This window comes from Kitasatospora purpeofusca (assembly GCF_036010405.1).
Lineage (GTDB): Bacteria > Actinomycetota > Actinomycetes > Streptomycetales > Streptomycetaceae > Kitasatospora > Kitasatospora purpeofusca.
Genome location: NZ_CP108561.1, coordinates 3,459,266 through 3,481,597 on the forward strand (window position 1 = coordinate 3,459,266; position 22,332 = coordinate 3,481,597).

Sequence of the window (22,332 nt, forward strand, 5' to 3'; positions counted from 1 at the left end):
CGCCCCGAGCCTCTGACCAGCCAACGGACCGATCGTAGTGCGGGGTTCCCGTCCGCGCCGGGGAACCGCGTGGACCCGGTGCCCGCGACGCCCCGGACCAGGCCGGGAAGCGCGCCGGACGGGTGCCCCGGACGGCTCAGAGCGCGCCGAGGGCGGTCAGGTACTCCTGCTCGTCACGGGCGTCCGGCAGGCCGTTCACGACGCTCCAGCGGACCACGCCGGCCTTGTCGATCACGAAGGTGCCGCGGACGGCGCAGCCCTTCGTCCCGTCGAAGACGCCGTAGGCGCGGGAGACCTCGCCGTGCGGCCAGAAGTCGGAGAGCAGCGGGAAGTCCAGGCCCTCCTGCTCGGCGAAGATCCGCTGGCTGAACGGCGAGTCGTTGGAGACACCAAGCACCTGGACCTCGTCGTTCTGCAGGCGCGGCAGCTCCTTCTGGATCGCGCAGACCTCACCGGTGCAGACACCGGTGAACGCGAACGGGTAGAAGACCACGACGACGTTCTTGTCACCCCGGAAGTCGGAGAGCCTGACCAGCTCGCCGTGCTGGTTCTTGAGCTCGAAGTCCGGAGCCTCGGTGCCGATCTCGATGGCCATGCGGTGACCTTTCCCACTCGACGCGACTGGGCCGCGCGGGTGACGCGGCGAGCGCCATCCTCGCATTCGCCGAGGCCGGTTGAGCCGGACGGGTGAGGGCTGCGCCGTCCGGGGCCACCGCTTTCGCCCTGGGCGAACGGTTCGGCCGTCCGGGTTGCGGCACCCGTCGGACGGCCGTCCGGGTCACGGCGCGCCCTCCGGACGGCCCTCCCGGTCGCGACGCCCTCCGGACCGCCTTCCGGTCGGCCGTCCGGGGAAAACCGACCGGGCCCCGCCGGAGGGAGACTCCGGCGGGGCCCGGTGGGGCCTTCTGGCAGGACTCAGCGCTTGGCCGGCTTGGCCGTCGACTTGGTCGCCAGGCGGGTCGCGGCCCAGTCCTTGGCGATCGCGATCGAGCTGGTCTGGGAGAGACCCGCGGTCTTCGCGGCATCGGCGATGTCCGAGGCCTCGATGTGGCCGTCACGGCCGGTCTTGGGCGTCAGCAGCCAGATCAGGCCGCCCTCCGCCAGGTATTCCAGGGCGTCGACGAGGGAGTCGGTGAGGTCTCCGTCGTCGTCGCGGTGCCACAGCAGGACGGCGTCTGCGACGTCGTCGTAGTCCTCGTCGACAAGATCGGTCCCGGTGATCTCCTCGATGCCCTCGCGGAGGTCCTGGTCACTGTCTTCGTCGTACCCCAGCTCCTGGATGATCTGGCCCTCGTCGAAGCCGAGACGGGCTGCCGGGTTGGACTTGTCCGCGGGGTCCGCGGTCGCGCTCACGGGAATAACCTCCAGTATTCGGCCCGGCGTCCATGCCGAGGCTGTGGCCGTAGTCCACACGGGCGCGGCGGTTCGCGCAAGTACCCGACCCCCGATCCCCTCCAAAGGTTGACGTGTCGCACGGGAACACGCCGGGCGACGTGTCGGGAATCACACCGATTTGCCCTTCTCTGCACAAGACAAGGATGCTTCGGGAGGTCCCGGTCCACAGGCCGTACGCACGCCCGAGATGCGAACAGCATTCGGGTCCGCGCGTGCGCGGGCGTAGAGTCTCCTGTTGGCCCTCACCCCGGCCGTCCGCCATCGGACGGGCGGGAAACCAGGTCGGACCACCTCTGTTCGTAACACCCGGAGGTGTGCGGCACGGACGACGCTGTCCGAACCGCACATCGCCAGACCGTTCCTTCTGTTGGGCGGAACGGTTACCGATCGGTAGAGATGACGGATCTCCGAGCGCGGTAGCACGATGGAGGCGGCGCGACACACCTCAGTTTCGACCGACAGTGAAGGAACAGCGTGGCTTCCGGATCCGATCGCAACCCGATCATCATTGGCGGCCTTCCGAGTCAGGTCCCGGACTTCGATCCCGAGGAGACCGCGGAATGGCTGGAGTCGCTCGATGCGGCCATCGACGAGCGGGGGCGCGAGCGTGCCCGTTACCTGATGCTGCGGCTGATCGAGCGCGCCCGCGAGAAGCGTGTCGCCGTGCCCGAGATGCGCAGCACGGACTACGTCAACACCATCGCCACCAAGGACGAGCCGTTCTTCCCCGGTAACGAGGAGATCGAGCGCAAGATCCTCAACGCGACCCGCTGGAACGCCGCGGTGATGGTCTCCCGGGCGCAGCGCCCCGGCATCGGCGTGGGTGGGCACATCGCCACCTTCGCCTCCTCCGCGTCGCTCTACGACGTCGGCTTCAACTACTTCTTCCGGGGCAAGGACGCCGAGGGCGAGTCCGGCGACCAGATCTTCTTCCAGGGTCACGCCTCCCCCGGCATCTACGCCCGCGCGTTCCTGCTGGACCGGCTCACCGAGCAGCAGCTCGACGCCTTCCGCCAGGAGAAGTCGAAGGCCCCCTACGGCCTCTCCAGCTACCCGCACCCGCGGCTGATGCCGGACTTCTGGGAGTTCCCGACCGTCTCGATGGGCCTCGGCCCGCTCGGCGCGATCTACCAGGCGCGGATGAACCGCTACCTGGAGCACCGGGGCATCAAGGACACCTCCGACTCGCACGTCTACGCCTTCCTCGGCGACGGCGAGATGGACGAGCCCGAGTCGCTCGGCCAGCTGTCCCTGGCCGCCCGCGAGGGCCTGGACAACCTCACCTTCGTGGTCAACTGCAACCTGCAGCGCCTCGACGGCCCGGTCCGCGGCAACGGCAAGATCATCCAGGAGCTGGAGTCGCAGTTCCGCGGCGCCGGCTGGAACGTCATCAAGCTGGTCTGGGACCGCAGCTGGGACCCGCTGCTCGCCCAGGACCGCGACGGCGTCCTGGTGAACAAGCTGAACACCACGGTGGACGGCCAGTTCCAGACCTACGCCACCGAGTCCGGCGCGTACATCCGGGACAACTTCTTCGGCGGCGACCTGCGGCTGCGCAAGATGGTCGAGAACATGACCGACCAGCAGATCCAGCACCTGGGTCGCGGCGGCCACGACCACGCCAAGGTCTACGCGGCGTACAAGGCGGCCCGCGAGCACAAGGGCCAGCCGACGGTCATCCTCGCCCAGACCGTCAAGGGCTGGACCCTCGGCCCCAACTTCGAGGGCCGCAACGCGACCCACCAGATGAAGAAGCTGACGGTCGAGGACCTCAAGCGCTTCCGCGACCGGCTGCACCTGCCGATCACGGACAAGCAGCTGGACGAGGGCTACCCGCCCTACTACCACCCGGGCAAGGACTCGGAGGAGATCCAGTACATGCACGACCGCCGCAAGGAGCTGGGCGGCTACGTGCCGACCCGCAAGGTGCGGCCGAGGCAGCTGGAGCTCCCGGGCGACGACGCGTACAAGGCGGTCAAGAAGGGCTCCGGCAACCAGACCATCGCCACCACCATGGCGTTCGTCCGGGTGCTCAAGGACCTCATGCGGGACAAGGGCATCGGCAACCGCTTCGTGCCGATCGCGCCCGACGAGTACCGCACCTTCGGCATGGACTCGCTGTTCCCGTCGGCGAAGATCTACAACCCGCTGGGCCAGACCTACGAGTCGGTCGACCGCGACCTGCTGCTGGCCTACAAGGAGTCGCCGACCGGCCAGATGCTGCACGACGGCATCTCCGAGGCGGGTTGTACCGCCTCGCTGATCGCCGCCGGCTCGTCCTACGCCACCCACGGCGAGCCGCTGATCCCGGTCTACGTCTTCTACTCGATGTTCGGGTTCCAGCGCACCGGTGACCAGTTCTGGCAGATGGCCGACCAGCTGGCCCGCGGCTTCGTGATCGGCGCCACCGCCGGCCGCACCACGCTGACCGGCGAGGGCCTGCAGCACGCCGACGGCCACTCGCACCTGCTGGCCTCGACCAACCCCGGCGTCGTCGCGTACGACCCGGCGTACGGCTTCGAGATCGCGCACATCGTGCAGGACGGTCTGCGCCGGATGTACGGCTCCAGCGCCGAGCACCCGCACGGCGAGGACGTGTTCTACTACATGACCGTCTACAACGAGCCGATCAAGATGCCGGCCGAGCCGGAGAACGTGGACGTCGAGGGCATCCTCAAGGGTCTGCACCGGTACGCCCCCGGCACCGCCGGCCAGATCCCGGCCCAGATCCTCGCCTCCGGCGTGGCCGTGCCGTGGGCCCTGGAGGCCCAGCGGATCCTGGCCGAGGAGTGGAACGTCAAGGCCGACGTCTGGTCCGCGACCTCCTGGAACGAGCTGCGCCGCGACGCGGTGGAGGCCGAGGAGTTCAACCTGCTGCACCCCGAGGAGCAGCAGCGCGTCCCGTACGTGACCAGCAAGCTCCAGGGCGCCGAGGGCCCGTTCGTCGCCGTGTCCGACTGGATGCGCGCGGTGCCGGACCAGATCTCCCGCTGGGTGCCGGGCCAGTACCAGTCGCTGGGTGCCGACGGCTTCGGCTTCGCCGACACCCGCGGTGCGGCCCGTCGCTTCTTCCACATCGACGCGCAGTCGGTCGTGCTGAGCGTGCTCACCGAGCTCGCCAAGCAGGGCAAGATCGACCGCAGCGCGCTGAAGGACGCGATCGACCGCTACCAGCTGCTCGACGTGGCGGCGGCCGACCCGGGCGCCGCGGGCGGCGAGGCCTGAGCGCAGCGCTGATCCCCTGAGGGGCCGGTCCCCCCGCCGTGTGCGGGAGGACCGGCCCCTCGCCGTTTCCCCCGGGGCTGTGCTCAGGACCGGTTCCGGCCGCCTCTTAACCTTCCCGAGAGTCACCCTTAAGGTGTCCCGAGGGGGCGAGGGGGAGGGGGCCGGGCACGGTGCGCACACCTAGGTCGGGGGCCTTTCCCCTGGCGGTGCTGGTCGGGGTGACGACCGGCGCCCTGCTGTCCCAGCTGCTGCCCGCTCCGGAGGAGATCGGCGGGCCGTCGGTGGCGCTGCCGGCCGCCTCGGACCGGGTCGTGGTCGAACTTGTGCCGGTGCCCGCGGCGCCGGGAACCGTGCCCGGACCGGCCGAGTCCGCCGGGCCCGGAGGACCGGCGGCTGCCGAGGGTCCCGCGCCCGGGACGTCCGCGCCGCCGACCGCACCGGACGGGCCGGCCGAACCGGGCGACTCCTCCGCCACCGCTCCCGGCGCCCCTGCGGCGCCCGGCACCCCGGCCGGACCGGCCCTCGGGCTGGTCGCCGCCGAGGTCCCGGCGGGCAGGCCCGGCCCGACCGCGTCGGCACCGGCGTCGGCAACCGCCCCGGACCGGGCCGGGGCGACACCTCCGCCCACCGCACCGGCCACCGGGCCGACCGCACCGGCCGTCCCGCCGACCGGCGGCGCCGGTGGGACCAGTGGGACCAGTGGGACCGGCGGGGCCGGCGGGGCCGCCGGAGCGGGCGGGACCGGCGACGTCGGGGCCGCCACCGCGGCGCCCGGCCCGACCCGGACCCCGACTCCCCCGCCCGCCGGTGGCACCGGCGGTGCCGGCAGCGGCGGCCACTTCGGCCCCAGCCAGGTGCTGCCCACGCCGAGCCCCTCCGCCACGCTCTCCGAGGAGGAGTACTGGCGGCGGGCCGAGGCCTGCTGGGCCGCCGCCGAGACCGACCCGTCGCTGGACTGCCCGACCTCCTGACGCCCCACCTCCTGACGCCGCGAGGCCACCGGGCCCCGGCCCCGGAAAGCCACCGGCCCCGGACCGCGGGAACGGTCCGGGGCCGGTGCCCGGCGGGGGCACGGGGCGGGCTGGTCAGATGTGGACGGCGGGCCCGGCCTCGGTGGTGCCGCGCCGGGTCAGCAGTCCGAGCACGGCGGCCGCGAAGGCGACCACCGAGGCGACCGCGAAGGCCAGCGACATACCGCTGACGAAGGAGTCGTGGACGGCGCCGGCCATCGCGTCGACCACCTGCTGCGGAGTGCCGGCCGGGGCGGGCGGGGCGATGCCCAGCTGGGCGGCCTGGTTGAGGCCCTCGGCCTGGCCCGGCTCGACCGGGGGCAGGCCCGCGCCGGCCCAGTTGCCGGGCAGCACGTCGGTGACCCTGGCGGCCATCAGCGCGCCGAGCACGGCGGTGCCGAGGCTGCCGCCGACCTGCATCGCCGACTGCTGGAGGCCGCCGGCGACACCGGACAGCTCCATCGGCGCGTTGCCGACGATGACCTCGGTGGCGCCGACCATGACCGGGCTGATGCCCAGGCCCATCAGCACGAACCAGAGCGCCATCACGCCGTTGCCCGAGCCGGCGTCCAGGGTGGACATGCCGAACATCGCGACGGTGGTGATCAGCATGCCGCCCACGATCGGGACGCGCGGGCCGAGCTTGCCGATCGCGATGCCGGCCACCGGCGAGCCGACGATCATCATGGCGGTCATCGGCAGCAGGTGGACGCCCGCCTGGACCGGCGACATGCCGTGCACGTTCTGCAGGTAGAAGGTCACGAAGAAGATCGCGCCGAAGAAGGCGAAGGCCATCAGGGCCATCAGCAGGACGCCTGCCGACAGCGGCACCGAGCGGAACAGCGCGAGCGGGACCAGCGGCTCGCGGGCCTTGCCCTGCCAGAGCGCGAAGAGCACCATCAGCACCACCGCGCCGCCCAGCAGGAGCAGGGTGGAGGCGTCGCCCCAGCCCCACTCGGGGGCCTTGATGATGCCGAAGACCAGCGCGAACATCGCCACCGAGAGCAGCACGATGCCGGGGATGTCGAAGGACCTGGCGGCGTTCTCGGCCCGCACGTCCTTGAGGATCCACAGGCCGAGGCCCAGCGCCAGCAGGCCGACCGGGATGTTGATGAAGAACACCGACTCCCAGCTGACGTGCTCGACCAGCAGGCCGCCGACGATCGGGCCGGCCGCGGTGGAGGCGCCGATCACGCCGCCCCAGATGCCGATCGCCATGTTGAGCTTCGCGGCCGGGAAGGCCCCGCGCAGCAGGCCGAGCGCGGCCGGCTGGAGCAGTGCGCCGAACAGGCCCTGGAGCACGCGGCAGGCGATCACGGTCTGGATGTTGCCGGCGAAGCCGATCGCGGCCGAGGTGGCGGCGAAGCCGACCGCGCCGACCAGGAAGGTGCTCTTGTGGCCGAACCGGTCGCCGATCTTGCCGGCCGTGATCAGGAAGACCGCGAGGGCCAGCAGGTAGCCGCTGGTCACCCACTGGATCTCGGAGGGCGCGGCGTTGAGGTCGGCCTGGATCACCGGGTTGGCGATGGCGACGATCGTGCCGTCCAGGGCGACCATCATCACGCCGACGGCGACGGTGAGCAGGGTCAGCCAGGGGTGTCCCTGGAGGCTCCTCCCACCCGGCGAAGTGCCGGACGGCGGTGTGCCCGCCTCGGCGCTCTTGGTGAGGGACTGACTCATCTGGGCCCTCCGGGGCTGACTGCGGACGGACATGGTCGTGGCGCCCCGGCCCACCCGTCCCCACGAGTACCCGGCCCGAGGGGCGCCACTCCGGCAGATTATGTCAGCAGCTGACATTCGGCAAACACTGCCTTCTGCTGCCTTCTGCCATTTGTCAGAGGGCTACAGTAGCCTCCGGAACACCAGCCCGATCACCCTCCGGAAGGCGCCCGCCATGGCCGCTCAGTCCGCTCCTCCCGCCGCCGCCCCGGAGCCCGGGCTGCGCGCGCGGAAGAAGCAGCGCACCCGGGAGGCCCTCATCGAGGCCGCGCACCGGCTGTTCCTCGGGCAGGGTTTCGCCAGCACCACCGTCGACGAGATCGCCTCCGCGGTCGACGTCTCCCAGCGCACCTTCTTCCGCTACTTCGCCAACAAGGACGAGGTCGCCCTCGCCGTCCTCGCCGAGGCCGAGGACCACTTCATCGAGCTGCTGCGGGCCCGCCCCGCCGAGGAGGGCCCGCTGCGGGCGCTGCGGGCCGCGATCGTCGGCTCCTGGCGCGAGCGCGGCTCCGCCCACCCCACCGGACCGTGCTCGGTCAACGCCGCGCTGGAGCTCATCCGGATGATCGAGGACACCCCCACCCTGCTCGCCGCCCACCTGCGGCGGGTCGCCGAGCAGGAGCGCGTGGTGATCCGGGTGCTCGCCGAGCGCGAGGGCCTCGACCCGGCCGAGGACCTGCGGCCCGCCGTCCTCGCCGCCGCGTTCGGCGCCGTGCTGCGCGCCGCCCACCTGTCCTGGACCTCCGACCGGGAGGACATCGGCCCGGAGGGCATGATCGCGCTGATCGACCGCCACCTGGACCAGCTCGGCCCGGCCCTGGTCGGCGACTGGCGCTCCTGAGCCACCGGCCCGCCCCCTACCTGAGTACTACCCGGGACGCGGCACTCCGGGGGGACGCCCGGCCGCCCCCGCCCGCCCTAGGCTGACCGGATGATCAAGCCGTTCGCCGGGCCCGCCCCGGCCGGTCCGGTGCGCGCGCTGCTCGCCCCGCTGACCCGCCCCGCCGCGGACCACACCCCGCTGCTGGGCCAGTCCCCGCGCCGCTGGGTCCGCCGCCTGCCCTACCTCGCCGCCGTGGCCGCGATCGCCTCGCTGCTGCCCAGCGGGATCAACGTGCTCAGCCAGGACTACGGGATCTCCGTCGGCCTGGCCGCCGCCCTCTCGGTCGCCCAGACGGTGCCGCTGCTGCTCGCCCTCACCCGGCCGCTGCCCGCCTGGTGGATGATCGGCGGCGCCGACCTGCTGACCGCGCTGGCGGTCCTCACCGTCGGCACCGGCCCCACCGGCCCCTGGCCGTGGCCGCCACCGGTCCTGGTCGGCCACCTCCTCCTGATGCTGCCGCTGGCCCTGCGCGAGCCCCGGCGGACCCTGGTCGCGGTCTGGCTGACGACCGCGGCGGCCAGCCTGACGATGTCCCTGCTGGGCTTCACCGACCGGTTCGGCGGCGACAACAGCCTGCTCGCCACCGCCCTGACCGGCGCCGTCCTGGTGCTCGGCGGGGCGCTGCGCGAGCGCGCCGAGGCCGCCCGCCGGCTCGCGGAGCAGGAGCACATCAGCGAGGCCGAGCGCGAGCGCCGCACCCTGCTGGAGGAGCGCGCCCGGATCGCCCGCGAACTGCACGACGTGGTCGCCCACCACATGTCGGTGATCGCCGTGCAGGCGGCCAGCGCGCCGTACCGGATCGCCGGGGTCCCGGACGAGGCGGCGGAGGAGTTCACCGCGATCGCCGGGACGGCCCGCGAGTCGCTGACCGAGATGCGGCGGCTGCTCGGCGTGCTGCGCAGCGAGGACTCCGGCGCCGAGACGGCGCCCCAGCCGGGGATCGGCCAGCTGGCCCAGCTCGTCGACACGGTGCGCCGGGCCGGGGTGGCGGCCGAGCTCGCCCTCGACCCGGAGCTGACGGACGACGCGCTGCCCCCGGCCGTCGGCCTCTCCGTCCACCGGATCGTCCAGGAGGCGCTGGCCAATGTGGTCCGGCACGCCCCGGGCGCCAGGGCCTGGGTCTCGCTGACCGCCACCGGGGAGTCCCTGCTGGTCACCGTGGTCAACGCGGCCCCGCCGGAGCGCACCGAGTCGCTGGAGGGCTCGGCCGAGGGCACCGGCCACGGGCTGGTCGGCATGCGCGAACGGGTCCGGCTGCTGGGCGGGCAGTTGGACACCGGCCCGCTGGCGGACGGCGGCTTCCGGGTGGCCGCCGTGCTGCCCGTCACCGGTCTGACGGATACTCGGTCGCAGGACGGCCGGCCGAACGGCACCGCGTCCCCCGGTCCGGACGGGACCCCGGCCGGACCGTAGAACGCCCCCGGGGAGTGCACCGTATGACCATCCGCGTGATCATCGTCGACGACCAGGCGATGGTACGGGCCGGATTCGCCGCCCTGCTGGGCGCGCAGAGCGACATCGACGTGGTGGGGGACGCGGCGGACGGCGCGCAGGCCCTGGAGGTCAGCGGCCGCACCCATCCGGACGTCGTGCTGATGGACGTCCGGATGCCGGTCATGGACGGTCTGGAGGCCGCCCGGCGACTGCTCGACCCGGCCGTGCCCGGCGCCCACCGCCCCAAGGTGCTGATGCTCACCACCTTCGACGTCGACGACTACGTCTACGAGGCGCTGCGGGCCGGCGCCAGCGGCTTCCTGCTCAAGGACGCGCCGCCGGCCGACCTCATCGCCGCCGTCCGGGTGGTGGCGGCCGGCGAGGCGCTGCTCGCGCCCTCGGTGACCCGCCGGCTGATCGAGGACTTCGCCCGCACCCGGCCGGCCCGGCGCCGGGACCCGAAGCTGCGGCTCAACGGCCTGACGCCGCGTGAGACCGAGGTGCTGGAGCTGATCGCCCGCGGCCTGTCCAACCAGGAGATCGCCGCCGGACTGGTCCTCGCCGAGCAGACCGTGAAGACCCACATCGGCCGGATCCTGGCCAAGCTGGACCTGCGCGACCGCGCCCAGGCGGTGGTGCTCGCCTACGAGTCCGGCCTGGTGACGCCCGGGCAGTGACGCCCGCCGCCGAAGCACCGCAGGGCTCTCCCCAGGCCCGGGGTGGGGTTCTCCCCCGGGGGAGAACCTCCTGATACCCGGGTAGCACCCGGGAGTTGGCCCTGCGGTGTGACGTCCGCGGGGCCACCTCGTTCCTACCGTCCCCTCCTGTCGAAGCCGAACGGCCCGGGAGGGAACGGACATGGGGAAGCAGCGAATCCGGCGCGCCTTGGCGGCCACCGCGCTGGCACTGGTCGCGGCGCTGGGCGTGGGCGGCTGGGCCGCCGGCGGCGAGCGGGCGGTGACCGGGCCGCCGCCCGGCAGCACCGAGTGGGTCGCCGATACCACCCTCGGCCTGCCGCTGCCCGACCCGGCCACCGCCCGCCCCACCGAGGTGGCCGCCTTCTTCGCCCGGCTGCCGCCCGCCGCCCAGGAGGCGCTGGCCGTCCGCCACCCGCTGGTGGTCGGCAACCTGGACGGCGCGCCCGTCGAGCTGCGGCTGCGCGCCAACGCCCGGGCGATCGCCGCCGAACGCGACCGCGCCGCGGCCCGGGCCGCCGACCCGGCGCTCACCCCGCAGGACCACGCCGCCGCCCGGGAGCGCGCGGAGCGCTGCCGCGCCCTGCTCGACGGGTCGGCGCCCGGCGGTCCGCGCCGGTTCCTGGCCTTCGACCCGCGCGGCCGGGGCCTGGTCGCCGAGGTGTTCGGCGACCTCGCCACCGCCGCCCGGGTCGCGGTGGTCGTCCCCGGCTCCGACATCGACCTGCGCACCTTCGACCGCGCCGGCGACCCGTACGGCACCCCGGTCGGCATGGCCCGCGCCCTGTCCGGGGCGACCGGCGGACGGACCGCAGTGATCGCCTGGGCCGGCTACACCACCCCGCTCGGCCTGGGCCCGGACGCCGCCACCGAGCAGCTGGCCCGGGCCGGCGCCGGGCGGCTGACCGGGCTGCTGGACGGACTCGCCGTCAGCACCCGCCCGGACGCCCCGCCCACGGTGTTCTGCCACAGCTACGGCTCGGTGGTGTGCGGGCTGGCCGCGCCGGGCCCGGACCTGGCTTCCGGTGTGGTGGTGCTCGGCTCGCCCGGCCTCGGCGTCGGCTCGGCCGCCGAACTCGACCCGCGCGTCCCGCTCTGGGCCACCGCCCGCAACGACTCCGACTGGATCGGCAGGGTGCCGTTCGTCCGGCTGTTCGGCCTCGGCCACGGCGCCGACCCGACCGACCCGACCTTCGGCGCCCGGCCGCTGCCGTCCACCGGCTCGCACGGCCACACCGGCTACTTCGCCCCGGGCACGGCCTCGCTGGCCGCCTTCGCCGAGCTCGCCCTCGGCCGCTGAGCCCTCGGCCCCTCGGCCACCGGCCACCGGCCACCGGCCACCGAGCCGTCCCCCTTCTTCCGCCCCCGACCGCCGCGCCGCACCCCGCGAACGGAGACCCCGTCATGTCCGGACCCCTGCCCACCCCCCTGCTGGCGCCCCTGCGCCGCGCCGCCCGCCAGGTGGACGCCCGCACTCCCGAGAGCCGCGACCGCGCGCTGGACGGCCTGCGCGCCCTGGCCCTGCTCGCCGTCCCGGTCGGCCACTGGCTGCTCGGCGGCTTCACCCGCTCCGCCGACGGCGCCCTGCACAACGCCAGCCCGCTGTCCTCGCCCGCGCTCGGCTTCTTCGCCCCGGCCAGCTGGGGGCTGCAACTGCTCGGGGTGTTCTTCCTGGTCGGCGGGTACTCCGCGGTCCGCTCGCTGGAGCGCGCCCGGGCCCGCGGCACCGGCACGGCCGGCTGGCTGCGCGGCCGGGCGGTGCGACTGCTCCGCCCGGTGCTCGGGGTGGCCGCCGTCTGGGCCCTGCTGATCCCGCTGCTGCCGCGCCTCGGCGTGCCCGCCGACACCGTCCGGACCGGGTCCACGCTGGTGGTGCAGCCGCTCTGGTACATCGCGGTCTACCTCGGACTGACCGCGCTCACCCCGCTCTGCGCGGCCGCCGCCCGCCGGCTGGGCGGCTGGTCCGCCGGCCTGCCGCTGGTCGCGGTCGCCGCGGTCGACCTGCTGCGCTACGGGCCGTGGGCCGAGTCGGTGCCGTCCTGGGTCGGACTGCTGAACATCCTGCCGGGCTGGCTGTTCGGCTACCAGCTGGGCGCGCTCTGGGCCGGGGGCCGGCTGGGCCGTCCGGCGGCGCGGCTGCTGCTGGCCGGGGGCGCGGTGCTGTTCGCGGCGCTGCTGCTGGTGTTCCACTACCCGGCGTCGATGGTCGGGGTCCCGGGCGCCGCCCGGACCAACTCGCACCCGCCGTCCCTGCTGGTGCTGGCACTGGCCTCGGTCCAGTGCGGCGCGGCGGTGCTGCTGCGCGACCGGCTCGGCCGGCTGCTGGCCGGCCGTCCGCTGCTGTGGCTGCCGGTGGTGGCGGTCAACCTCTCCGCGATGACGATCTTCTGCTGGCACCAGAGCGCGATGCTCGCCGTCGCGGTGCCGGGCGCGGCCGCCTTCGGCGAGGTGCCCGGGCTGACGGTGGCACCGGACTCGCTCGGCTGGGTGGCGCTGCGACTGGCCCTGCTGCCGCTGTTCGGCGCGGTGCTGATCGGGATCGGGTGGTTCACCCGCCGGTTCGACGGCCCGTGGACGGCGCTCTCCCGGCCGGCCAAGGCGGCGGCCGGCGCGGCGGCGGCGTTCTTCGCCGCGTACGCGCTCGGCGTGGTCTGAACGCACGGCCCCGGGGCCTGCGGGCGGGCGGCGGCGCGGGCCGGTCGGGGAGCCGGCCGGGGGGACGAACCGGTCCGCAGCCGCCGATTTCCGCGCCAACGACCGAAACCCCTACGGGACACCCCGCGTTCATGTGATCCATCCCACAGTTTAAGGCGGTCCGGGCGCCGCTCCGGACCCCTAGGCTTGCGCTGAAAGTTGGCAGTCGTACCACCCTCGGGCCCCGTCCGGGATCGGTGACGGGACTCTCTGGGAGCTGAGACGATGCGCCGTCGACGGTGGAAGCACGTCCTGATCGGCGCCTTCGCGGGCGCCGCCGTCCTCGCCGACGCCGGTGCGGCAGCCGCCCAGGCCGCCGCCGCCACCGAGCAGTTGGCCATCTCCACGCCGCCGGCCGGCAGCGCCGCCTGGGTCGAGGACCACTCCTACGGCCAGGACCTGCCCGACCCGGCCACCACCGCGCCGGCCGCCGCCGCCGAGTTCTTCGACCGGCTCTCCCCGGCCGCGACCGACCGGCTGGTCGCGGCCTACCCGCTGGTCGTCGGCAACTACGACGGCGCGCCGCTCGCCCTGCGCTACCGGGCCAACCGGGTGGCGCTGGCCGCCGAGCGCGACCACGCCCGGGCCCGCGCCGACGACCCGAAGCTCGACCGGGACCAGCGCGCGCTGGCCGTCTCCCGCGCCAACGACGTGCAGAGCCTGCTCGCCGCCGGCCGGCAGATCCTCGCCTTTGACCCGCGCGGCCGGGGCCTGCTGACCGAGGTCTGGGGAGACCTCGGGACCGCCGACCGGATCGCCGTGCTCGTCCCCGGCTCGGACGCCGACCTCGGCCACTTCGACCAGGCCGTGGAACCGCTCCGCTCCCCCGCCGGGATGGCCCGCGCGCTGTACGAGGAGGAGCACCGGCAGGCTCCGGGCTCCCGCACCGCCGTCGTCGCCTGGACCGGCTACGTCACCCCCTCCGGCCTCGGCCCGGACGCGGTCACCTCCCGGCTCGCCGACGTCGGCGCGCCCCGGCTGCGCCGCCTGCTCGCCGGGCTGAAGGAGACCACCCGCCCGCAGGCGCCGCCCGCGCTGTTCTGCCACTCCTACGGCTCGGTGGTCTGCGGCACGGCCGCGCCGGACATCCCCCGGGCGGGAGGCTCCCCGTCCGACACCGGCGGGGTCACCGACATGGTGGTCTTCGGCTCCCCCGGCATGGGCGTGGAGAGCCGCTCCGAGCTGGGCGGCGGGGTGCGGGTCTGGGCGACCCGCAACGAGACCGACTGGATCGGCAACGTGCCGTACCTGGAGGTCGGCGGACTCGGCCACGGCGCCGACCCGACCTCGGTGGACTTCGGCTCCGAGCGGCTCTCCTCGGCCCGGTCCTCCGGCCACAACGGCTACTTCGCGACCGGCACCGACAGCCTGTACAACTTCGGCGCCGTCGCCCTCGGCCGGGACCAGGACGTGCTCCGCCCGGCCCCCGAGGCCTGAGGTCCGAGGCCCCCGGCCCCCGGACCGCCCCGCGTCAGGCCCGGACCGCCCCGTGTCAGACCGAGTCCGGCCGGTACAGCCGGACGGCGTCGGCGGCGGTGCGCGCCATCTCCCGGCGGGCGGCCGGCGGGTGGAGCACCTCGGCGTCCGCGCCGAACGCCAGCAGGGCCCGCACGGCCGGCAACGACTGGAAGCCGAGCGCGAGTTCGACCCACTCCTCGGGCGCACCGCCCCCGCCCTCCGGTGGCGGAGCGGCGAGCCGGGCCCCGTGGATCCGGACGAACATGTCCAGCCGCCCGCGCCGCACCCGCACCTTCACCGTCAGCTCCTTGGGCAGCCGCTCCACCTGCTCGCGCAGCACCGTCCAGACGTCGCCGAGCCCCACTCCCGGCCGTCGGCGCACCGACTCCTCCGCGGTCTCCGCGTACAGCACCCGGTCGGCCCGGAACAGCCGCGGCTCCCCGCGCAGGTCGGCCACCAGGTACCAGACGGCGGCCTTGCTGACCAGGCCGTACGGGTCCACGGTGTACTCCGCCGGGGCGGGCGAGCCGCTGTGCCGGTAGCGCAGCCGCAGGCGCCGGTCCGCGAACACGGCGTACTGCAGTTCGCCGAGGTCGGGTCCGGGCGCGGCACCGGCCTGGAGCCAGCGCGCCGGGTCGACCAGGATCCGCTCGCTGATCCGCTCGGCGCCGGGCCGGTGCGGGGCGGGCAGCGCGGCCATCACCTTGCGCAGCGCCGAACCCAGCGCGCCGTCCAGCCCGAGGTCGCTGTGCGCGCCCTGGGCGGACAGCACGAACAGGGCGCGCGCCTCGTCGGCGGTCAGGCCACTGACGTCGGTGCGGTAGCCGGGCAGCAGACTGATGCCGCCGTGCCGGCCGCGTTCGGTGTAGACGGGCACACCGGCGGTCGAGAGCGCCTCGACGTCGCGGTAGATGGTGCGCACCGACACCTCCAGCCGTTCGGCCAGTTCGGTGGCGGGCACCCGGCCGCGGGTCTGGAGCAGCAGCAGGATCGAGAGCAGGCGGTCGGCCTTCATGCCCCGAGGATCCCAGAAATCATGACGGTGCTTGTCAGGTTTTACCGGGAGATTGCCTCCGTACCGCAAAACCTTCCGCACCACTGGAGTCGAACGTTCCCATGGACACCACCCAGGACCCGCGCCCGCTGTACCTGCTCGCCCTCGACCAGTTGGAGAAGCTGATCGCCGAGGCCGCCCCGGAGACCCTGGACCGGCCCACCCCGTGCACCGAGTACGACCTTCGGACCCTGCTCGGCCACGTGGTCGGCGGCGTCCACCGGCTCGCCTACATGGGCGAGGGCGGCCACTGCGAGGACGTCGCGGCCGCGACCGGCGAACTCCCCGACGACGGCTGGCCGGCCGCCCTCGGCCGGGCCCGGGCCCGGGTGACCGCCGCCTGGGCCGAGGATGCCAAGCTCGACCGCCCGACCTCCGCGCCCTGGGGCGAGGTGCCCGGCCGGGCCGCGGTCGGCGGCTACGTCCTGGAGACCGCGACCCACGCCTGGGACATCGCCCGCGCGCTCGACACCGACCCCCCGCTGGACGGGCGACTGGACGAGCGGCTGGCCGAGGCCGCGCTGGGGATCGCCCTGGCCGTGCTGCCGGCCGAACCGCGCGGCGGCGCGGTGCCGTTCGGCCCGGTCAGGACCGCCCCCGACGGGGCCGGCCCGTACACCCGGCTCGCCGCGTACCTCGGCCGGGAGGTCTGAGGCCCCCGCCCCGCCCCCGCCCCTGCTCCCGCCCACCGCCTCACGGCTCCCGCCGCGCGATCCGGCCGTCGTACAGGTCGATCTTGTGGTCGAGCACGGCCAGCGTCGCGTGCAGGTCCGCGATCCGCTGCCGCACCTCCTCCCGGTGGGCGAGCAGCAGATCGCGCCGGTCGGCGGAGGTCCGGTCGCCCTGGCGGGCCAGCTCCACGTACCGCAGCATGTCCGCCACCGGCATCCCGGTCAGCCGCAGCCGCCCGAGGAAGGCCAGCCGGTGCAGGTCCCCGTCGCTGTACCGGCGCTGGCCCGAGGCCGAGCGGTCGACCGGGTCCAGCAGGCCGATCCGCTCGTACCAGCGCAGGGTGTGCGCGGTCAGCCCGCTGGCCGCCGACACCTCGCCGATGGTGTGCCGGGGCGTCCGGTCCGGCGCGCCGAGCGGCTCCCGGAACACCTCGCCGCAGGTGCGCAGTCCGGCCTCGATCGCCGCGAGTACGGTCATGTCGGTCCCCCCGTGCTGAACGTGCCGACGCCACCGGCGCCGTGGAGTGCGGTCGGACCAAGCCTGCCATCCCGGCGCGCCGGGCGGTTTGGTTAGAGTCGGCCCATGGAGAGCTTGCGGAAGATCGAGACCTGGCCGGTACCGCACGCGGCGGCGGCCGTCGTACGGGGCGCGGACGGCGCGCTGCTGGGTGCGCACGGGCCGCAGGAGCACCTGTTCCCGCTGGCGTCGGTGACCAAGCTGCTCACCTCGTACGCGGTGCTGGTCGCGGTCGAGGAGGGCGTCTTCGAGCTGGACGACCCGGCCGGGCCCGAGGGTTCGACCGTCCGGCACCTGCTGGCCCACACCTCGGGCCTGGCCTTCGACGAGCACCGGGTGATGGCCGAGCCCGGCAACCGCCGGCTCTACTCCAACGCCGGCTTCGACGTGCTGGCGCGGACCCTGGAGGAGGCGGCGGGCATCGAGTTCGGCCGGTACGCCGCCGAGGCGGTGTTCCAGCCGCTCGGCATGCACGCCACCCTGATCAACACCGCGCACCGCACCCCCGCCGGGGCCGGCGGCCTGTCGACCGTCGCCGACCTGGCCCGGTTCGCCGCCGAACTGCAGTCGCCCAAGCTGCTCGACCCGGGCACCCTGCGCGCGGCGACCCGCGAGGTGGCCTTCCCGGGCACCGGCGGCGTGCTGCCCGGCTTCGGCCACCGCCGGCCGAACGACTGGGGCCTCGGCTTCGAGATCCGCGACGGCAAGGCCCCGCACTGGACCGGCACCGCCAACTCCCCGGCGACCTTCGGCCACTTCGGCCAGTCCGGCACCTTCCTGTGGGTGGACCCGGAGGCCGGGGTGGCCTGCGTCGCGCTCACCGACCTCGACTTCGGCCCGTGGGCCGCCGAGGTCTGGCCGGTGCTCTCCGACGCCGTCCTCGCCGAACTCCGGGGCTGACGGCGGCAGTCCGGCGACAGTACGGAAGCAGTACGGAAGCAGTACAGCTTCGGCGGCGCCGTCAGCCGTACGAGACCGGCGAGTGCATCTCCCACAGGAGCAGCTCCGCACCGGCCTCGCCGGCCGTCGGCGCCGCGAAGGCGTCCCCGGTGATCCGCACACTGTCGCCGGGCACCATCGAACGGCCGCCGCCCTGCGGCCCGGGCACCGTCCGGTAGCCGAGCGAGCCCGCCGTCAGGTGCGCGTAGCGGTAGGCGGCGGCCGGCAGCACCGGCAGCGGCTGCCACGGCCCGGCGGTCACCAGCCACAGCGCGGCGTCCCCGCGCCGCAGCCGCAGCGCCTCCGAGCCGGCGTCCCGCGCCAGCCCGGAGGCGAGCAGCGTCAACCCGTCGGCCGCCCGCTCCACCCCGCGCAGCCCGTACACCGGCGGAGCGTCGAGGACGTCCGGCTGGAGCCACATCTGGACGAAGCGGACCGGCCCTTCGGCGCCGCCGACGTTGCGCTCGGTGTGGCTGACGCCGGAGCCCGCGCCCAGGTGCTGGACCATGCCGGGCCGCACCACCCCGCTGTGCCCGTGCGAGTCCCGGTGGGCCAGCGCGCCCTCCAGCACCCAGGTGAGGATCTCGGTGTCCCGGTGCTTGTGCTCGTCGAACCCGGCGCCGGGGGCGAGCTGTTCCTCATTGCACGCGAGCAGGGCCCCGAAGTGCGTGTTCCTCGGGTCGTAGTGCCCGGAGAAGGAGAACGCGTGCCGGGTCTCGACGCCCTCGGCGGGGGTCGAGAGGTAACGCTCGGCGGTACGGCGGAGATCGGCCCTGGGGCGGGCTGGGGCATCGGTCACGGCCCCACCGTAGTGCCGGCTCCGGCGGGTGCGACCGCCACCACTCCGCCGGTCCGCAGGGGCCTGTGCACGAGCAGTCACTCCGGTGAGGCAGTCTTGTCCCTGTGCCAGCCGCCTCCGCGAACTCCAAGAGCGATCCGACCGCCCCCGACCGGAACGGGAAGAGCCCGACCTCCGGTGCCGGGAGAGACCGGCCCGGGCGGGCGGCACCGCGCCTGACCGCGCAGGAGCGCCGGCTCGCCGCCGACCGCGCCGAGCGCCGGGCCGCGACCCTCAAGCGGCTGGAGAAGTCCTCCGGCAAGCTCGCCTCCGCCGCGATCGCCAGGATGGACGACCAGCTCGGCTGGTACCGGCGGATGCCGCCGGAGCACCGGTCCTGGATCGGCCTGGTCGCCCAGGCCGGTATCGCCGCGTTCACCGAGTGGTACCGCAAGCCGGACGCCCCGCAGGCGATCTCCACCGACGTCTTCGGCACCGCCCCGCGCGAGCTGACCCGGGCGATCACCCTGCGCCAGACCGTCGAGCTGATCCGCACCACCATCGAGGTGATGGAGGAGGCGATCGAGGAGGTGGCCGCCCCCGGCGACGAGGCCGACATGCGCGAGTCGGTGCTGGTCTACGCCCGGGAGATCGCCTTCGCCACCGCCCAGGTGTACGCCCAGGCCGCCGAGGCCCGGGGGGCCTGGGACGCCCGGCTGGAGGCCCTGGTGGTCAACTCGCTGCTCTCCGGCGACGCCGACGAGGGTGTGCTGTCCCGGGCCGCCGCGCTCGGCTGGGGCCAGCCCAGCCAGGTCCGGGTGGTGATGGGCTCCGCCCCGGACGGCGACAGCGAGCTGGTGGTGGAGGCGATCCGACGGGCCGCCAGGTACGCCAAGCTGCACGTCCTGACCGGGGTGCTGGGCAAGCGCCTGGTGGTCGTGGTGGGCGGTGACAAGGAGCCGGTGCACGCGGCCCGGGCGCTGATCGGCCAGTTCGCGGCCGGTCCGGTGGTGGTCGGCCCGACCGTGCCCGACCTGCTGTCGGCGACCCGCTCGGCGCACGCCGCCGCGGCCGGCCTGCGGGCCTGCGCGGCCTGGCCGGACGCGCCGCGGCCGGTGCTGGCGGACGATCTGCTGCCGGAGCGGGCCCTCGCGGGCGACCAGGCGGCCCGGCGCCAGCTGGTGGAGGAGATCTACACACCGCTGGACGAGGCCGGTTCGGCACTCCTGGAGACCTTGAGTGTCTACCTGGAGCAGGCCTCCTCGCTGGAGGGCGCCGCCCGAATGCTCTTCGTCCACCCCAACACGGTGCGCTACCGGCTCCGACGTGTGACCGACGTCACGGGCTACGCTCCCTCCGACGTGCGTTCGGCCTTCACCCTGCGTATCGCACTGGCGCTGGGGCGGCTCACCGCCACCGGAGAGTCGAACTGACCACGCTGTAGGGACCTTACAATCCCGGATGCTTTTCTTCGTTACCGTCGCCTACCCGCCCCCGGGCGCCTGGCGAGAGAGGGTTGAACCGTGCTCGTAATCGTCGCCCCTGGACAGGGTGCCCAGACCCCCGGTTTCCTCAGCCCCTGGCTGGAGCTCGACGGCGTCGCCGACCGCCTCCGCGGTTGGTCCGAGGTCGCCGGGCTCGACCTTGTGCGCGCGGGTACCGAGGCGGACGCCGAGGAGATCAAGGACACCGCCGTCGCGCAGCCGCTGCTGGTCGCCGCCGGCCTGGTGACCGCCCGCGCGCTGTTCCCGGACGAGAACGCCGCCCGCGGGCTGGTCGGCGCCGTCGCCGGCCACAGCGTCGGCGAGATCACCGCCGCCGCCGGCGCCGGGGTGCTGAGCGCCCACGACGCCCTCACCTTCGTCCGCGAGCGCAGCCTGGCCATGGCCGAGGCCGCCGCGGCCACCGAGACCGGCATGCTCGCCCTGCTCGGCGGCGACGCCGAGGAGGTCGCGGCCAAGCTGGCCGAGCACGGCCTGACCGCGGCCAACAACAACGGCGGCGGCCAGATCGTCGCGGCCGGCACCCTGCCGCAGCTGGACGCGCTGCGCGCGGACCCGCCGGCCGGCTCCCGACTGGTCGCGCTGAAGGTGGCCGGTGCCTTCCACACCTCCCACATGGCCCCCGGCGTCGAGCGGCTGGCCAAGCTGGCCCCGACCCTGACGGTCGCCGACCCCGAGGTCGCCTACGTCTCCAACCAGGACGGCCAGGTGGTCGCCTCCGGTGCCGAGGTGCTGAGCCGACTGGTGTCGCAGGTGTCCAACCCGGTCCGCTGGGACCTCTGCATGGAGACCATCCAGCAGTTGGGTGCGACCGCCGTCATCGAGCTCGCCCCGGCGGGCACCCTCACCGGACTGGTCAAGCGCAACCTCAAGGGTGTGGCGACGCTTGCCCTCAAGACCCCCGCCGACCTGGACAAGGCACGCGCCCTGGTCGCGGAGCACGGCGGTCAGGAGCAGGAGCAGGCATGAGCAACACCCCCCAGATCCGCCCCGTCACCGGTGCGCAGTACTCGCGCATCCACGGTGTGGGCGGCTACCGGCCGGTCCGGGTGATCCCGAACGCCGAGGTGCTGACCTGGATCGAGTCCTCGGACGAGTGGATCCGCACCCGCAGCGGGATCGCCGAGCGCCGCTGGGCCGGTCCGGAGGAGTCCGTCGCCGAGATGTCGGTGCAGGCCGCCGGCAAGGCGATCGCCCAGGCCGGGATCGACCCGGCGCGGATCGGCGGCGTGATCGTCGCGACCGTCTCGCACCTCAAGCAGACCCCGGCCGTCGCCACCGAGATCGCCGAGCGGCTCGGCTGCGGCACCGCCCCGGCCTTCGACATCTCGGCCGCCTGCGCCGGCTTCGGCTACGGCCTGGGCCTGGCCGACGGCATGGTGCGCGGCGGCAGCGCCGAGTACGTGCTGGTGATCGGTGTGGAGCGGCTCAGCGACCTCACCGACACCTCGGACCGCTCGACCGCGTTCATCTTCGGCGACGGCGCCGGCGCCGCGATCGTCGGCCCGTCCGACACGCCGGGCATCGGCAAGGTCGTCTGGGGCTCGGACGGCTCGCAGAAGGACGTCATCTCGCAGACCGAGGCCTGGGACACCGCCTTCGCCAAGCAGGACGCCATCAACGGCGCCGGCGAGGAGACCAAGTGGCCGGCGCTGCGGATGGAGGGCCAGACGGTCTTCCGCTGGGCGGTCTGGGAGATGGCGAAGGTGGCCCAGCAGGCGCTGGACGCCGCCGGGATCACCGCCGACCAGCTCGGCGCGTTCATCCCGCACCAGGCCAACATGCGGATCACCGATGCCATGATCAAGGCCCTCAAGCTGCCCGAGTCGGTGCCGGTCGCCCGCGACATCGCGGAGACCGGCAACACCTCGGCGGCCTCCATCCCGCTCGCGATGGAACGCATGCTGGAGAGCGGTGAGGCCCGCAGCGGGGACCTCGCACTGATCATCGGGTTCGGGGCGGGTCTCGTGTACGCCGCCGCGGTCGTTACGCTCCCCTAGGCGTTTTCCGCCCGATCCACCACAAACCTGCGTCCGTCCGCCGGGCGGCCGCATTCAACACCGAAGAGGAGCAGCCAGTATGGCTACCAAGGACGAGGTTCTGGAAGGTCTCGCCGAGATCGTCAACGAGATCGCCGGCATCCCGACCGAGGACGTCGAGCTCGACAAGTCCTTCACCGACGACCTGGACGTCGACTCGCTGTCCATGGTCGAGGTCGTCGTGGCCGCCGAGGAGCGCTTCGACGTCAAGATTCCGGACGACGAGGTCAAGAACCTGAAGACCGTCGGCGACGCGGTGAACTACATCCTCACCAACGCCTGAGCCGTCGACTCCGTCGATGCCTGAGATCGGCCGACT

General features: G+C 74.1%; 20 protein-coding genes. 14 read left to right on the forward strand and 6 right to left on the reverse strand.

All coding sequences use genetic code 11. The features are described from left to right. Nucleotides 1-136 precede the first annotated feature (136 nt). Nucleotides 137-595 carry a peroxiredoxin gene (locus OG715_RS15040; RefSeq protein WP_266269268.1) on the reverse strand — a complete coding sequence of 153 codons (459 nt, stop codon included), beginning with the start codon at nucleotides 593-595 and terminating at the stop codon, nucleotides 137-139. 320 nt (nucleotides 596-915) lie between these two features. Then, nucleotides 916-1,353, reverse strand: a complete 438-nt coding sequence (locus OG715_RS15045; protein WP_030395852.1) for a DUF3052 domain-containing protein — start codon at nucleotides 1,351-1,353, stop codon at nucleotides 916-918. A gap of 516 nt (nucleotides 1,354-1,869) precedes the next feature. Between OG715_RS15045 and aceE the strand changes: the two genes are divergently transcribed. Together aceE and OG715_RS15055 are read left to right on the forward strand one after the other, a co-directional pair. After that, a complete protein-coding gene (gene aceE / locus OG715_RS15050; RefSeq protein WP_045938524.1) occupies nucleotides 1,870-4,620 on the forward strand; it encodes a pyruvate dehydrogenase (acetyl-transferring), homodimeric type in 2,751 nt (916 codons plus the stop codon). Nucleotides 4,621-4,790: 170 nt separating this feature from the next. Further along, nucleotides 4,791-5,591, forward strand: a complete 801-nt coding sequence (locus tag OG715_RS15055) for a hypothetical protein (RefSeq protein WP_266269269.1) — start codon at nucleotides 4,791-4,793, stop codon at nucleotides 5,589-5,591. Between the two features lie 114 nt (nucleotides 5,592-5,705). Here the strand turns inward: OG715_RS15055 and OG715_RS15060 are convergent, their stop codons facing one another. Beyond that, nucleotides 5,706-7,310 (reverse strand): MFS transporter, encoded by a 1,605-nt coding sequence (locus OG715_RS15060; protein ID WP_266269270.1) that lies wholly within the window; start codon nucleotides 7,308-7,310, stop codon nucleotides 5,706-5,708. 214 nt (nucleotides 7,311-7,524) lie between these two features. On the opposite strand from OG715_RS15060, the gene OG715_RS15065 reads away from it, so the two are divergent. The 6 genes from OG715_RS15065 (at nucleotide 7,525) to OG715_RS15090 (ending at nucleotide 14,492) form a co-directional block, all read left to right on the forward strand. Then, complete coding sequence (locus OG715_RS15065; RefSeq protein WP_266269271.1) at nucleotides 7,525-8,190, forward strand: TetR family transcriptional regulator; 666 nt, start codon at nucleotides 7,525-7,527, stop codon at nucleotides 8,188-8,190. 90 nt (nucleotides 8,191-8,280) lie between these two features. After that, complete coding sequence (locus tag OG715_RS15070) at nucleotides 8,281-9,645, forward strand: sensor histidine kinase (RefSeq protein ID WP_266269272.1); 1,365 nt, start codon at nucleotides 8,281-8,283, stop codon at nucleotides 9,643-9,645. A gap of 23 nt (nucleotides 9,646-9,668) precedes the next feature. After that, nucleotides 9,669-10,343 carry a response regulator gene (locus OG715_RS15075; RefSeq protein WP_266269273.1) on the forward strand — a complete coding sequence of 225 codons (675 nt, stop codon included), beginning with the start codon at nucleotides 9,669-9,671 and terminating at the stop codon, nucleotides 10,341-10,343. Between the two features lie 181 nt (nucleotides 10,344-10,524). Next, nucleotides 10,525-11,661 carry an alpha/beta hydrolase gene (locus tag OG715_RS15080; protein ID WP_266269274.1) on the forward strand — a complete coding sequence of 379 codons (1,137 nt, stop codon included), beginning with the start codon at nucleotides 10,525-10,527 and terminating at the stop codon, nucleotides 11,659-11,661. A 104-nt stretch (nucleotides 11,662-11,765) separates the two neighbouring features. Further along, nucleotides 11,766-13,016 (forward strand): acyltransferase family protein, encoded by a 1,251-nt coding sequence (locus OG715_RS15085; protein WP_266269275.1) that lies wholly within the window; start codon nucleotides 11,766-11,768, stop codon nucleotides 13,014-13,016. 264 nt (nucleotides 13,017-13,280) lie between these two features. Then, nucleotides 13,281-14,492 (forward strand): alpha/beta hydrolase, encoded by a 1,212-nt coding sequence (locus OG715_RS15090; protein WP_266269276.1) that lies wholly within the window; start codon nucleotides 13,281-13,283, stop codon nucleotides 14,490-14,492. A gap of 55 nt (nucleotides 14,493-14,547) precedes the next feature. Here the strand turns inward: OG715_RS15090 and OG715_RS15095 are convergent, their stop codons facing one another. Then, entirely contained in the window at nucleotides 14,548-15,528 is a 981-nt protein-coding gene (locus tag OG715_RS15095) for a helix-turn-helix transcriptional regulator (RefSeq protein ID WP_266269277.1), read from the reverse strand. A 101-nt stretch (nucleotides 15,529-15,629) separates the two neighbouring features. On the opposite strand from OG715_RS15095, the gene OG715_RS15100 reads away from it, so the two are divergent. Further along, the gene (locus tag OG715_RS15100) at nucleotides 15,630-16,220 is read left to right on the forward strand and encodes a TIGR03086 family metal-binding protein (protein WP_266269278.1); all 591 of its coding nucleotides are present in this window, start codon (nucleotides 15,630-15,632) and stop codon (nucleotides 16,218-16,220) included. Between the two features lie 40 nt (nucleotides 16,221-16,260). Here OG715_RS15100 and OG715_RS15105 read toward each other — a convergent pair whose 3' ends face one another. Further along, the gene (locus tag OG715_RS15105; RefSeq protein WP_266269279.1) at nucleotides 16,261-16,716 is read right to left on the reverse strand and encodes a MerR family transcriptional regulator; all 456 of its coding nucleotides are present in this window, start codon (nucleotides 16,714-16,716) and stop codon (nucleotides 16,261-16,263) included. Between the two features lie 105 nt (nucleotides 16,717-16,821). On the opposite strand from OG715_RS15105, the gene OG715_RS15110 reads away from it, so the two are divergent. Beyond that, nucleotides 16,822-17,655 (forward strand): serine hydrolase domain-containing protein, encoded by an 834-nt coding sequence (locus OG715_RS15110; RefSeq protein ID WP_266269280.1) that lies wholly within the window; start codon nucleotides 16,822-16,824, stop codon nucleotides 17,653-17,655. A 61-nt stretch (nucleotides 17,656-17,716) separates the two neighbouring features. On the opposite strand, the gene OG715_RS15115 is transcribed toward OG715_RS15110, so the two are convergent. After that, on the reverse strand, nucleotides 17,717-18,493 hold the full coding sequence (locus OG715_RS15115; RefSeq protein ID WP_266269281.1) for a pirin family protein: 777 nt from the start codon (nucleotides 18,491-18,493) through the stop codon (nucleotides 17,717-17,719). Between the two features lie 215 nt (nucleotides 18,494-18,708). On the opposite strand from OG715_RS15115, the gene OG715_RS15120 reads away from it, so the two are divergent. From OG715_RS15120 to OG715_RS15135, 4 genes are all read left to right on the forward strand, one after another. Then, complete coding sequence (locus OG715_RS15120) at nucleotides 18,709-19,905, forward strand: PucR family transcriptional regulator (RefSeq protein WP_266271678.1); 1,197 nt, start codon at nucleotides 18,709-18,711, stop codon at nucleotides 19,903-19,905. 90 nt (nucleotides 19,906-19,995) lie between these two features. After that, nucleotides 19,996-20,943 carry an ACP S-malonyltransferase gene (locus OG715_RS15125; RefSeq protein WP_266269282.1) on the forward strand — a complete coding sequence of 316 codons (948 nt, stop codon included), beginning with the start codon at nucleotides 19,996-19,998 and terminating at the stop codon, nucleotides 20,941-20,943. Continuing rightward, nucleotides 20,940-21,974, forward strand: a complete 1,035-nt coding sequence (locus OG715_RS15130; RefSeq protein WP_266269283.1) for a beta-ketoacyl-ACP synthase III — start codon at nucleotides 20,940-20,942, stop codon at nucleotides 21,972-21,974. The genes OG715_RS15125 and OG715_RS15130 overlap by 4 nt, the downstream gene beginning before the upstream one ends. Before the next feature lie 79 nt (nucleotides 21,975-22,053). After that, entirely contained in the window at nucleotides 22,054-22,296 is a 243-nt protein-coding gene (locus OG715_RS15135) for an acyl carrier protein (RefSeq protein WP_030310143.1), read from the forward strand. The last annotated feature ends 36 nt before the right edge of the window (nucleotides 22,297-22,332 follow it).